Raw genomic sequence first — 13,052 nt, 5'->3', positions numbered from 1 at the left:
CGCTACAGCGTTCTGTTGAAGACGCTCAGGTAGCGGTCGGCAGCACGTTGCCAAGAGTAGTGCTGCTGGACCAAATCCTTGGCGGCCGACCCTAGCCGGCGCGCGTCGTCGGGGTTCCTCATCGCCTGCACGACACACTCGGCGAACTCCGCCGGACGATGGCCGACGAGTGCGTGCACGCCGTTCTCCAAACCCTGGATCGGGATAGCGCTCGCTGGATTCAGAACGACGGGACATCCCATCGCCATCGGTCGGATGGCCTTCAGGAACACGCCCGCATCGAACATCGACGGCGCCAAAGTTACGCTGGCACGGCGGAATTCCTCCTCATAGTCGGCCACCGGCCCCACAACTGTCACGCCCGCCTCGCTCCCGAGCGCAGTCACCCGATTGGTGGGCCGTGCTCCGAAGATTCGCAGTGTGGCGTCCGGAAGCCGTTCGCGAACCAGCGGCATTACCTCGAGCGCAAGGTACTCAGCGGCGGCCTCGTTCTCCGACCGCCACAGTGCGCCACCGAATGCAGCAGTGTGGCGCCGATCCCCCAGCCATCCCTGTGCCGGCCGTGCAACTCCTACCGGAACTACCTCGACGATTCCCGAAGCATCAGGGATCTTGGCCCTGTCTCGCTCTGAATACACAAAGATCGCGTCGACGTGCTTCTCGATCGCATTTCTCGTGTGCCGACTCTTGACACGCTCGAGATCGTGCAACCACCTCCGCACCGGGTTGCTCCCAGGAGGCGGTGGACCGAAAACACCGCCCCAGGACAGGTCGTGAAGAGTGATGGTCGTCCGCGACATCGCGGTCAACCGGTTGACTCGCGCCCGAAGCAATGCCTCTGCGGTTTGGTTGTATTCAGAGTGGATGATGTCCGGCCGCAGTCGCTCAGCGATCGAGAGCGCTTCTCGCGTCGAATGTCTCGACCACGACCCACGACCGGCGTACGGATAAGTTCCGATTCGAGACAACTGCGTACGACGGACGGGAGATCCCGCGTAGTAGGTGACCCCGTCCACGTCCCACTGCCCGAGCGCACCGTTCTCCTGATCGGGCGCGTATACGTGCAGGTCCGAGAAGTCGGCCAGCGCACGGACCAATGGGAGCATCAGATCGTTCGCTGCATGGTCGTGCTGCAGAAGCGGCGAGTAGGGGGTCAGAAAAAGGACTTTCATGAGATCCCTCTTCTGTGGGGCGGGTGCATGACCGGAAGCCGGTTCACCCTAAGCTGCCGACGCGGTTAGAGCCTACGAGGGTTTTGTCGAATCCGCCCGCAATGAAGTGGCTTGCGCTGCTTGTCAGGTCCTGCCGCACGGCAGGCCACGTTTGCCGACTTTCGCGTGCGGGAGCATTCCACGACTTCATTCGAACGAACACCGGATCGGATGTGTTGCGGGACCCGACAACGTATTACAGCCGTCGGCACCATCCCACTTTCCGCGTACGTTCACGGGATTCCGGCTGCTATTGTCACGAACCAGGCAATGGCGCCTGCCCGGGTGCAGACGATTGACCGAAAGGGCCACCGGCGGATTTGTATGACGTGAGCAGTGCGCCAGTCAGGATTTACAATCCCCTCCACAATGTCCTCGCGCATTTCACCGACCGACTTATCGGAAGCCTTGCCAGTGCAGGTGTTTCGAGTGCTCAGCTCAGCTCACGAAACGGAGAGGTCGGTTCTAATCGCTACGACAAGGCACTCGCACTCGCGGCGCATCTCCGCAACGCCCGCAAGTACGTCGAAGCCGCCGAGCCGACTATCGTGGCCTGGCCCTTACTCGGCTGGTTGGAGATGCCGCTATGGCGGCACCGAAACCACCAGACCCTCATAGCGATGCATGATCCACAGCCCCTTGTCAGGCAAAACGGCCTCTCCCCGCGGGCCGCTGCCTTTTCAGCGGCGGCAAGTGGTTCACAGTGGCCGCATGTGGTGACGATGAGCCCGGAAGCCTACGACATCACCTCGAAGTATTTCGACGAGCGTCGAGTCCACATGGTGCCCCACCCGATGTCTCGGCCCAACCAGGACCCGGTGCCTGAGACAAGTCGCACGGTCTTGGTGCTTGGCCAATTCAAGTCGGCTCGCGATCTCGATGTGATGGCCTCGATCGCGCCAGAGCTGGCACGAGCCGGCTGGCGGCCCATGGTCGTCGGCCGCGGATGGCCTGCCATTGCCGGGTGGGAGGTCGTCAATCGATTCGTGACCGAGGAAGAGTTCGAACAGCTGCTGGCCAGTTCCGCGGCGCTTCTGTTGCCCTACAAGTATTACTTTCAGAGCGGAGTCGCACTGCGCGCTCTGGAGGCCGGCCTCCCTGTTGTGGGTCGCAGTTCAGGTTTCCTGACGTCGATTCTGGGCGCCGATTTCCCCGGCGCAGTGGAGGACTGGGACAGCCCGACGAGCTGGGTGGCTGCCGTACATGCGGCAACGAGTGGACGAGTTGAGCAGTTGTGCTCGGCTACTGCCTATTCCATGCGTGGCGCCCAGGAGTGGCGCGACCTGATCGCAATGTCGAGCGGCGCGTGAGCACGGACGGGAGCATCGCCGACGTGCTGCACGTGCTGACAGTCCACTACAACACACCAGAGCTGACCGCCCGCCTCGTAACGAGCTTCCCCACCCATACACCGGCGGGACGTGAGATTCGGGTTCACGTACTCGACAATGCCTCCCAGCCGCAGCACCTGCAGACGCTTCACGATGCGATCGATGGCGTGCCCGGCGTCACGCTGGATATCAGCCGACACAATGTCGGCTTCGGTGAAGGCATCAATCGGCTTGCCGGCCGCGACGACATTGCGCCGTCGCATACCATTTGGCTGCTCAATCCCGACACGCTGCTCGAGCCGGGCTGCCTGGAAGCTCTCGAGGCTGAGCTCGATGCTGGCCGGTTCGCCGCCGTATCTCCGCTGATCTTCAGCGGCGAGGGCAAGGCGAGCTGGATCTGGTACTGCGGCGGTGATATCAGCATTCAGCAGCTGAGGGTCCGCCACCAGCTGTACGGGTCGCCGGTGACTGCGGCAGAACAAGATCCGTTCGACACGGAGTTCGTCACCGGAGCAGCTCCCATGATGAGGGCAGCCACCTTCCACGACATTGGCGGCTTCCGGCGGGGGTACTTCATGTACTGGGAGGACGCTTACTTCTCCTGGCAGATCCGACAGCAGGGGGCGCGCCTGGGCGTTGTCCCGGCTGCGCGACTGTGGCATGCGGTGGGCGCATCATCGGGCTACGGCCAAAGCCGTACTTTCTATTATTGGTCAACCCGGAACCGCTTCACGTTCGCCGCCGACATCGGCTTGTCCCGGTGGCAGGTCGTCAAAGGCCGCCGCGGGCTGGAATGCCTGCGCCCGGTCGTTCACGCACTGCGAGAGAAAGAGGGCCGGTACTCGAAGGCCGGCCACGCCATTAGGGGCACTATCGACGGGTTCCGGAATTCACAGCAAGTCGACAGCTAGCCACTCACACCAGCGTTTGCACGGCGCCTGCACTCGGCGTCTACTAACAGGAATTTGAAGCAGGTTCGGGAAGGCGACAGATCGTGGCTATGGAAGTATCGCGGAGATCCGCCTTGCAGGCCGCTGGGGCTGCTTTTGGTGCAGGCATGGCACTTTCGGGCTGTGCACGCGATGACGCTGGATCGAACGAAGGTGGTGATGAATTGGCGTCCTCGTTCGGATTCGGTCGAGCCCCGCAACGCAATCCGCTCAAGGGCAAGGTCCTCTTTCACGACACCTTCGACGACGGCTTCAATGGCTGGCGCGACCATTTCAACGGTGGGCGGCCGTGCCCACCGATATCGCTGACGTCCTATCCAGTGATCTCGGGCAGCCACGCCCTCATGATCGGGTGTTCGGCAGCACCTGCAGACGGCTATGCCGCTGGCTGGGCATCCGGTACGAATGCCGCGGCGTTCAAGAACCTGTCCCGGTACTACGACGACGGTTTGGTCACGTTCTCCTGCTATCTGACACATGGCTGCGAGGGGTCACCCGAAGCGCTCTCCAGCTATTGGCTGATGATCGACACTCAGTTGTGGGACAGCTCCGACCGGGCGTTTTTCAAGTTGATGGTCGACCGCGACCCGAAAGGTGATCGCACGCTGTCGATTGCCAACAACAGCGAGGATCGGGTGCAGGTGCGCAAGGGATCCGATCTGTTCGCCGGCGACAACGAGAACAAGTTCAACTTCGACTGGCTGAGCTTGACTGTCGACCTCGGCGCCAACGGTGGACTCGGTGGCTATCACTCCTGCCAGGTCAACAAACAGACATTCGACCTGACCAGACTGTCGGCGGGCAATGCAAAGACGAAGCCGCAAACTGGGGACACCGAAGTGTCCTTCGCGGGCGGGCTCAACTTCGGCGTTCTCGCCATACCGGGCCCTCCGGGCTCCGGTGAGGCGTTCGTCGTCATCGACGAAGCTATCGCAACAGTGGACGAGAAGGCGTAATCGTGCTGCGGTATTCCAAAACTCAGATACTGATCTCCTCGTCGCAGAGCGACGGATGGGGACCCGTCCGGCCAGCATCGGCGAAGGGGCCGATCAGCTTGGCCCAGCCGGGGCATCCGATGGACTTCTCCTGGGCGAAAACCCTGACTTGGGCGCTCTGCATCGAAGCCGTCACCGGCGCTCCGACAGCCTGGACGCTGTTCGCAAGATTCCAGTACTGCCTGGACAACACCGACGGATATCAGTACACCAAGACACAGTGGTACGACGTCGCCGATGAGAGCATCTCGTCGGACATCGCCGAGGGCGTGGGCTGGCACGGACCGGGTTTGGCGGCACCGATGGCCGCCAATGACACCACGCTGTTGCCGGTGTTCATCAAGCGCACCATCCGCAACCATCCGAGACGGGTGCGGGTACTCCTGGACCCACAATTCACCGGCGGCACCGATCCAGGGCTCTACCTGAACCTGCAGGTGACCCCGAGGAGCTGATCAGCGAACTGCACGAGCACAGGCGTACGTCGAACATCTCCCACCGTCATACAGCCATCTTGGAGGCCGCCCCGTGCCAAAGGTCGTGCACTGGAACCCACGCTTGAGACTTGCCGAGCGAGGCGTTCTCTGGCGTGTTCAGCGTCTGAAGCGTCAGAACAACTTCGGTGATCTCCTGGGGCCCCTTGTCGTTGAGCGCATGTGCGCCATCAGGGGGCTCCGCCCCGACGATTCTGAGGACAAGCGCCTATTGACCATCGGGTCCATCATCAACATCGCCGCCCAGCAAGGCGACACAGTATGGGGCTCAGGAGTACACGGCAACTTCCTGCCGCTCCAGACGCCCCTTCCCGCACTCGATGTCCGTGCCGTACGCGGCCCCCTGACCGCGGAGGTTCTTCGGCAGAATGGAATCGCCGTACCAGAGATATACGGGGATCCCGCTTTACTGATCCCTCACCTGTGGAGCGACTCCGAACTCGGGATCACAAGGGGCACGGGGGGCACGGTGATCGTTCCGAATTTCTACGACCTCGCGGGCGCACCACGAGGTTCGATCAACCCCCGCGGAAATGTCCTGGCTCGAGTCCGAGCCATCGCGTCGGCTGAGAAAGTCATCGCGAGCTCACTCCACGGAGTCATCATCGCAGAGGCGTACGGGGTGCCGGCGGTCCTCGTGGCATCCTCCAGCGAAAAGCCGTTCAAGTACGAGGACTATTACCAGGGAACAGGTAGGCCGTTGCCTCCCATTGCACCGGACTGGGCGGCGGCATCTCGCGCACCCGCCGCACCACCGATCGAAACCTGGTCCCACCGCCCGCTATTGGACAGCTTTCCCACGGATCTGTGGCCGCAATAGGCCGGCGCGACTGGAGATCAGCAGAACTCAGACCGATTCGTCGGCAGTCTGCGTGCCACCTCCGCGCAGTGTCTTGATCCTGGCGCTGGCGTCTCCCCAGAATTCAAGCAGAAAGTGGCGCTCGCGCGAAAAGCTCAGCAGCAGAGGCACGTACACGACGAATGCAACAAGGAGTCCAACAGTGATCGTCAATCCCGCCGGGAAATGTGTGTCGAGCTTGACGACGACGAGCCAGCTCGCGACACCAGCTGCGAGTCCGCATCCGAGAATGTTGAGACCCGAGCGGAGAAACTGCATCGCGGGCATATCGTCGCATTTGGCCAACCAGACCAGACTGATGAACCACGAGACCGTCAACCCGGTGGAGAATCCCCAGGCCACACCCTCGAGGTGCCAGAGAGAGCCAATCACGATGCAGATGGCCAGAAGTGGCTTCGTCACAAGGCTGTGGAAGAAGAGCTGGCGAGCATTCCCCGATGCCAGAAACGCCCAGTACGCCATGTAACTGAGTATCTGTACTGCGCCGCCGACACAGAGTATGGACAGGATCGGCGCCGAGGCGTGCCACGCGGGCCCCAGACACACGCGAATCACGGGAACCGACATCGAGGCAACCGCAGCGAAGACGAATACCAGCCCCGACGAGATGGCTACCTGCGCCTTCCATAGCAGCGGGTAGAAATCGTGCCCGTCGTGACGATGACGGGACAGTATCGGGAGCGCCACGTTCGTCAGGGGCGGGAGTATCTGATTGGCTGGGACCGAGAACATCTGGAACGCCCGGTTGTACAACCCCAGCGAACTTGCACCCCAGCGGATTCCGATGATGTAGGAGTCGATGTTCGACGCCACGTACTGGATCAACTGCGCAGAACCCGCATGGAATCCGAATGTGTACAGAGCAGACATCCCGGGCTCTCGGCGCGGAAGACCAGGGAACCACCCGGCAATCAGCGCGCGCTGCACGGCGAGAACCCCGTATATCGTCAGCATCTGAATCACGAGCGACCAATACGATGCGCCGGCAAGAGCAGCTGTGAGCCCGGCGATGAAACCGGCCAGCTGCGAAACGACGTCGGTGACCGTCAGTGCGACAAATCGAAAATCCCTCGCCAGTCGCACCTGAAACTGAGTCTGCAATCCGTTGATCGTGAACGACAGCGCCACCCATGGCGCCAGCTGCCGCAGGGCGGGTTCGTGGTACATGTGCGCCACGGCCGGTGCGGCGAACCACAACAACGATGTCATGAGCAGCCCGACCAACGTATTGGTCCAGAACAGATTGCTCGCCTGCCGGCCGGTGAGTTCCGCAGACTGGATCGCTGCCTGCGAAAGTCCAAAATCACGAAGCAACTCGCCGAGCATGATGAAGACCGTCAACATGCCGATCAAGCCGATGTCATGCGGGCTGAGCAGATGCGAGAACACAATCAGGCCGGCGAACAGGATGCCGCCCTTGACAGCTTGTCCCAATAGCGTGACAAGCCCCGCGCGTTTCAGCGACATTCGCGGTCGTGATGCCGTCGGCTCAGCCACCGCGGGCGATATTCCTAGGCATACGACGCAGACGACCGGCCCGTGGCGGCCGCGTCAGCGCGGTCTTCGTGGACTCCAAGCCCCGATATCCCGTGCCGGGAGGCAAGGAATCCGAAAGCCAAGAACCACAGGGGAAGGGATACCTTCGCGATCATTCCCCACCCGGTCCAGGCAATGATCACTACGCCGGGGAGAACCGCCATAAGCGCGGCCGTTTGAACGTCGATCGCCCTCTCGTTCAGGTATCGCATAACCGCGTGCCCGAGTGTGATGACCACGGGCGCCAGAAGCAGCAGCCCGAGGATCAAGCCCATTTCGGCGATCGGATAGAGAAGCGAATTATGCAACGGGAACCCGTTAGCCGCGAGATGGTTGTACTGGCCGACAACCTCGGTGTAGTAATTCGGGCCCGTTCCGGTCCAGAACGCACTCTGGATCTGCTCTAGTCCCACGGCGAGAATCTGTTGCCGATATCCGCCTTCCGGATCGACCTCTTGTCGAAGTTGCAGGCCGCTGATCGTATCCAGATTGAGTATCGCCACCAGGGCGGCGCCGGCGAGGATGCCGACCCGCGTCGAGATGGTGTTGCGACGGCGATTGACGATCGCCCAAATGACCACGGCGAGAGCAATGGCAGCAGAGTTGGCACGCGACAAGGTCAACAGGGTTGCGACGGATCCCAATCCGAGTGCCACGTAGGCCAGGCGTCGCGTCGTGACATTGGCGCTGGTCGACAGTGGAAGCAGGAAGCAGAATGACAGGAACATCGCTTTACCAAGTTCACCGGGGTGGTTGAAGAGCCCCACCATACGGCCGTCCTGCACCCAGCCCTGCGCGGCTTCACTCACTCGGAACATCGATCCGCGAGATTGCGCGACGGAGGCGATGAACTGGAGGCCACACGAGATGAGGCAGGCGCTCACAAGGACATTCGCACCCTTCTCGGTCATGTTCTCACTCAGCCATCGACCAAGTCCGAACGAGATCAGGGCAGTCACGTACAACTCGAGCCCAGACCATTGCTCCGTGGTGTTGCCCCACACCGTGAGCACCATCACCAGACATGGCAATGCAAAGGCGGCTAACAGCCACCCAATTCTCAGCCGGCCGCCAGCTGCCCAAATCGCCAAAAGTGCCGCAAGCAGCAAGATGTCACTTAAATAGATCGTCGGAGCACTGGGGGCAATGCCGTAGTGAATGACGCCATTGCCCGGCATGGAAAAGATGATCTTATTGATCCCGCACATCGCGATCACGTAAGCGCTAATCAGCGCTGTCGGCCATCCACCCGCCGGAACTGCAAGTACCAGAAAGACGATGAAACCGAGATACATGGCCAGCTGACTCAGTTGCACCTTGCCCCGCAATTCTCAGAGATGGGCGTCGATCATTCGCCCGGTCAGCTTAGATGAGTATGCAACCACATGCGACAGCTGGTCCCCGCCATAATCCGTGGAAAGGGAGTCGACGTACGCAGGGTGTCAATCGACATCTCCGGACCAATCGCGCGGCATCGCAGCGACATCCGCACGCCACAGGCGGCGGCGAACATCGGACCCCCGTAGTCTGTTGCCCAACAGGGAGTATCGGGGAACCGACGCACAGCCAGCAACACTGCACAGGGGAGGCCTTGAACTCTCAGCTCTCACGTCGAACGCTGTTGCGCAGGGCCGCCCAACTCACGGCCACTGTTGCAGCACTTCCTGTCATTCCACCCGCGACTGCGTCGGACCCGAGCCCGACGTACTACGTTTCCAACGCGGGCAACGATCGCGCCGACGGGCTCACACCCGCCAGCGCGTGGGCGACAATACAGAAGGTCAACTCGGCACTGCCCGGTGGACGGTCGACAGTTCTCTTTCGCCGCGGCGACACCTTCTTCGGCGAGTTGGCACCGCCGTTTGGATGCGAGGTCGGCGCGTACGACTCCGGAGCCAAGCCGATCCTGACGATGTACAAGGTGCTGAACCGAGCCGACGGGTGGACCCAGCACAGCGAGGGCATCTGGACGATCGACCTGGGTTCGCCCGACACGCACGGCGGTTACAACGCGCTCGAAGACGCCAACATCGGCTTTCTCATGGTCGATGGCGCGCCGGTTCCGAACATGAAAGCCGATCCGGCTCAATTGACTTCACCGTGGGACTTCTGTACCGACATTCCAGGGCACATGCTCTATGTCAAGTCCTCTGCCAACCCGACCACGCTGGCCGGCGACATCCGCGCGGCGCCGAACGGCACCAGCGCGACCGGACAGGTGATCCACTGCATCAATGGGTCGATCGACATCCACGACTTACACATCACCGGCTCCGGCGGATGCGGCATCGCCGGAGAGGCGACAGACGTGCACGTCCACGACTGCCAGATCGACTACATCGGCGGCTCCATCCTCCAGAACGGAGCCAATCCTCGCTACGGCAACGGAATCCAGAACTGGGCCAACACCCAGCGCTGGCTAATCGAGGGCAACGAGATCGCGCAGGTGTACGACGCCGCTTGGACCGCACAGGGACGAGACGCCGCCGATGGCCCAGTGTTCTGGCGCGATCTCGCCGTACGTAACAACCACATTCACGATTGCGGACAGACGTTCGAGCTGTGGTCCGAGAGCAACAACGCGTCCTCTCCCGGCTTCGGCAGTATCAGCATTGAGGGAAATCTTTGCCAGCGCGGTGGTTACGGGATCTTCTCCGATGTTCGCCCAGACCAGGACGTGCGTACACATTTGCTCACATATCGGCTGCAAACGCCCGTCGATGTGACGATCCAGAACAATACTTTCGAGGACGCATACGGCGCGTACAGCTACCACTCCTCAAACGTGCCCATCGGCTATGCCACCCGCAACAACATCATCCGGCTGAGACCCGGAACAAAGATGGAATACCAGCGGCCTGAGACAGTCGAGGAAGCTCAAAGCTGGCAAACGGCGACCGGGCAGGAAAGCGGCTCGAGGATCTCAATTCTGCAGTGACCCAACGGGTCTACGACTGGCGCAATGGCGGCCGTCAATATATAACTTCTTGCTGACGAAACTATTTTAGTTGTCGCTCACAGTGAGGGATCATATTGCCGTCTGTCGCGCTGATCGGAACGCGGGGCTATCCGAGCTATTACGGTGGCTTCGAGACAGCAACCCGGAGGCTCGCCCCCTACCTCGTGGAGGAAGGTTGGGATGTCACCGTCTACGGCCGGCACAACGCATCCAGGCTTGATGACCCCGAGAGAGATCTGCGCGTTGAGACGCGGGTGACACGGGGCCTGGAGACCAAGAGCCTCAGCACCCTTTCCTACGGCCTCACATCGACATTCGACGCCGCAGTGCGGCGTCCAGATGTCGCACTGGTCATGAACGTCGCCAACGGGTACTTCCTCCCGCTGTTGAAGGCACGCAACATTCCCTCGCTGGTCAACGTCGACGGTATCGAGTGGGATCGCGACAAGTGGAACGCGCTTGCCAAACGCGTCTTCTATCAGGGTGCGCGGTGCACGGCGCGCTGGGGTGACAGTCTGATCTTCGACGCGAGGGCTATCGAGTCCTACTGGCAGAAGACATTCAGGGCGACAGGAACTTTCATCCCCTACGGAGGAGAAGTTCCGCCGCCGCTGCCTGTCCCCGACGGTTTGGTACACCGGGGCTATGTCCTCGTCGTTGCCCGTTTCGTGCCGGAGAACAGCGTCCCGCAATTCTTTGAAGCGGTGCGCACGATCGCCGCCAAGCATCCGGTGGTCATCGTGGGAACGACCGGATACGGCGGGGAGCTGGACGACGCAGCGCGGCAGTTGGCCAGCGACTGGCCGACGGTGACCTGGCTGGGGCACGTCTCCAACGACGCGTTACTGCTTGCTCTTTGGCAGCACGCCGGCGTGTACTTTCATGGCCACAGCGTCGGCGGAACCAATCCGGCCCTGGTCCAGGCCATGGCGGCAGGCGCCCCAACGCTGGCCAGGGACACCGTCTACAACCGCGAGGTACTCGGACCGGCCGGGCGGTTCGTGCCCGGCGACCCGCAGGCCATTGCACGGGCGGTTCTGGACATGATGGACGACCGCGCAGGACTCGACCGGGCAAGCCGGACCAACCAGACGCGCGCCGAGGACGACTACTCCTGGAAACAGGTGTGCACGGAGTACGAGCAGGCGTTACGCGCGTTGCTCAGAACGAAGTAGAACCCCATCGGTCCAGCTCTGGGCCAGGACGTTCCTCGATTCGAGTTTAACTGCGGTGCAGTGCATTTCCATACTGTGGCGGTGACGGTCACTGGCCGAGGTCGGCGTAGAACGCCTCGGTGGCATCTTTGGCCGGCCCCCACCAGTCTGCGTGGTCGCGGTACCACTCGATTGTGGCGGCCAGTCCCCGCGTGAAGTCTCGATACCTCGGCTGCCAGCCCAACTCTGCGCGCAACTTCGTGGCGTCAATCGCGTAGCGCAGATCGTGACCGGGCCTGTCGACGACATGGTCGTACGCGTTCGCGGGATGCCCCATCAAGGTGAGGATCATCTCGATGACGCTCTTGTTATCCCTCTCCCCGTCGGCGCCGATGAGATACGTCTCTCCGATGCGGCCCTTTTCCAGGATCCTCAGCACCGCTGACGAGTGGTCGTCCGCATGGATCCAGTCGCGAACGTTGCGCCCTTCTCCGTAGAGCTTGGGACGCAGACCGCACAGCACGTTGGTGATCTGTCGCGGGATGAACTTCTCGACGTGTTGGTAGGGCCCGTAGTTGTTCGAGCAGTTCGAGATCGTGGCTGCGACGCCGAACGAACGGACCCAGGCCCTCACCAGGAGGTCGCTTCCTGCCTTTGTCGCGGAGTACGGCGACGAGGGGTTGTAGGGACTGGCCTCGGTGAACCTGGCCGGATCATCAAGTGCCAGATCACCATACACTTCATCCGTCGACACATGATGGAATCTGGTTCCGTACTTTCGGGCCGCTTCAAGCAGGGTGAAGGTGCCCACCAGGTTGGTGTCCAAGAAGGGATGCGGCCCGTGCAGCGAATTGTCGTTGTGCGTTTCCGCGGCAAAGTGGACGACGGCATCGGCCCCGGCAAAAAGCTCATCAACCACGGCTGCGTCGGCGACGTCCCCGCGGACGAACGTGGCACGTTTGTCCGGCAGATCTTTGAGGGACGCACGGTTACCCGCATAGGTCAATTTGTCTAGCACCGTCACGTGGTAGCTGGTGCGGTCGATCACGTGTCGGACGAAGTTTGATCCGATGAACCCCGCGCCACCGGTGACAATCAACCGCATCAATGCGCCCTATCCCGCTAGATCTGATAGATACCAGCTATACCCCGATAATCACCGAGGTCCCGACCCGACTGGCGCAGCCCATCGTCGATGATGACGCCGTTCCACCTGCAATATGCTTGGCTACAACGACTTTCAGTTCGATGCGAATCCCGAGTCTGCAACCACACGCCGTTGTCGTCGAAGTATAGGCCAGGCACCGTGCAGATTTCTTTCAGAGACACCGGCTTGTCTTTCAGGCTGAGGATGCGTTCCCGCCTCTTCCTCCTAGAAATCCAGGAGGGGATCACGAAAGGTCCGATCGAGCTCCCGCTAGGCGGACCCCCAGCAATATCGCCGTATTGGAAGATGGCCCGGCGCAATGGATCACGCCGGCCGGCTCCCAGACCGACTCCCCCGCGGATCGTGTCGCGACCAATCTGACTGTTGACTATCTCGCCCCCGCGTCGGACGAAGTG

The 13,052-nt window shown here is 61.5% G+C and carries 11 protein-coding genes; 7 read left to right on the top strand and 4 right to left on the bottom strand.

What is annotated here, in order from left to right; translation table 11 throughout:
• Positions 1-2 precede the first annotated feature (2 nt).
• Positions 3-1,097, bottom strand: coding sequence for a glycosyltransferase family 4 protein (locus OG976_RS17760; protein WP_328351385.1), 1,095 nt, complete (start codon positions 1,095-1,097; stop codon positions 3-5).
• Positions 1,098-1,540: 443 nt separating this feature from the next.
• Here OG976_RS17760 and OG976_RS17755 point away from each other — a divergent pair, with 443 nt between their 5' ends.
• The 5 genes from OG976_RS17755 to OG976_RS26835 all read left to right on the top strand — a co-directional run bounded on the left by OG976_RS17755 (position 1,541) and on the right by OG976_RS26835 (position 5,801).
• Positions 1,541-2,521 carry a hypothetical protein gene (locus tag OG976_RS17755; protein ID WP_328351384.1) on the top strand — a complete coding sequence of 327 codons (981 nt, stop codon included), beginning with the start codon at positions 1,541-1,543 and terminating at the stop codon, positions 2,519-2,521.
• Positions 2,518-3,453, top strand: a complete 936-nt coding sequence (locus OG976_RS17750; RefSeq protein WP_328351382.1) for a glycosyltransferase family 2 protein — start codon at positions 2,518-2,520, stop codon at positions 3,451-3,453. The genes OG976_RS17755 and OG976_RS17750 overlap by 4 nt, the downstream gene beginning before the upstream one ends.
• 203 nt (positions 3,454-3,656) lie before the next feature.
• Complete coding sequence (locus tag OG976_RS17745) at positions 3,657-4,448, top strand: hypothetical protein (RefSeq protein ID WP_328351380.1); 792 nt, start codon at positions 3,657-3,659, stop codon at positions 4,446-4,448.
• A 2-nt stretch (positions 4,449-4,450) separates the two neighbouring features.
• Positions 4,451-4,942 (top strand): hypothetical protein, encoded by a 492-nt coding sequence (locus tag OG976_RS17740; RefSeq protein WP_328351378.1) that lies wholly within the window; start codon positions 4,451-4,453, stop codon positions 4,940-4,942.
• Between the two features lie 199 nt (positions 4,943-5,141).
• Entirely contained in the window at positions 5,142-5,801 is a 660-nt protein-coding gene (locus tag OG976_RS26835) for a polysaccharide pyruvyl transferase family protein (RefSeq protein ID WP_442930543.1), read from the top strand.
• A 27-nt stretch (positions 5,802-5,828) separates the two neighbouring features.
• Here OG976_RS26835 and OG976_RS17735 read toward each other — a convergent pair whose 3' ends face one another.
• A complete protein-coding gene (locus OG976_RS17735; protein ID WP_328351376.1) occupies positions 5,829-7,337 on the bottom strand; it encodes a lipopolysaccharide biosynthesis protein in 1,509 nt (502 codons plus the stop codon).
• Between the two features lie 14 nt (positions 7,338-7,351).
• Complete coding sequence (locus OG976_RS17730) at positions 7,352-8,692, bottom strand: O-antigen ligase family protein (RefSeq protein WP_328351373.1); 1,341 nt, start codon at positions 8,690-8,692, stop codon at positions 7,352-7,354.
• Between the two features lie 275 nt (positions 8,693-8,967).
• Here OG976_RS17730 and OG976_RS17725 point away from each other — a divergent pair, with 275 nt between their 5' ends.
• Together OG976_RS17725 and OG976_RS17720 are read left to right on the top strand one after the other, a co-directional pair.
• Positions 8,968-10,314, top strand: coding sequence for a hypothetical protein (locus OG976_RS17725; protein WP_328351370.1), 1,347 nt, complete (start codon positions 8,968-8,970; stop codon positions 10,312-10,314).
• A 95-nt stretch (positions 10,315-10,409) separates the two neighbouring features.
• Complete coding sequence (locus tag OG976_RS17720) at positions 10,410-11,510, top strand: glycosyltransferase (RefSeq protein ID WP_328351367.1); 1,101 nt, start codon at positions 10,410-10,412, stop codon at positions 11,508-11,510.
• A gap of 88 nt (positions 11,511-11,598) precedes the next feature.
• Here OG976_RS17720 and rfbB read toward each other — a convergent pair whose 3' ends face one another.
• Positions 11,599-12,594 (bottom strand): dTDP-glucose 4,6-dehydratase, encoded by a 996-nt coding sequence (rfbB, locus tag OG976_RS17715; RefSeq protein ID WP_328351364.1) that lies wholly within the window; start codon positions 12,592-12,594, stop codon positions 11,599-11,601.
• Between the last annotated feature and the right edge of the window lie 458 nt (positions 12,595-13,052).

The sequence above is a fragment of the Mycobacterium sp. NBC_00419 genome, assembly GCF_036023875.1.
GTDB lineage: Bacteria > Actinomycetota > Actinomycetes > Mycobacteriales > Mycobacteriaceae > Mycobacterium.
The sequence above is the reverse complement of the archived record's forward strand: the minus strand, read 5'-3'. Positions and strand labels throughout refer to the sequence as shown.

Coding starts and splice junctions, on each gene's coding strand:
- rfbB (WP_328351364.1), bottom strand. CDS start 12,594: ATGCGGTTGATTGTCACCGGTGGCGCGGGGTTCATCGGATCAAACTTC.
- OG976_RS26835 (WP_442930543.1), top strand. CDS start 5,142: ATGTGCGCCATCAGGGGGCTCCGCCCCGACGATTCTGAGGACAAGCGC.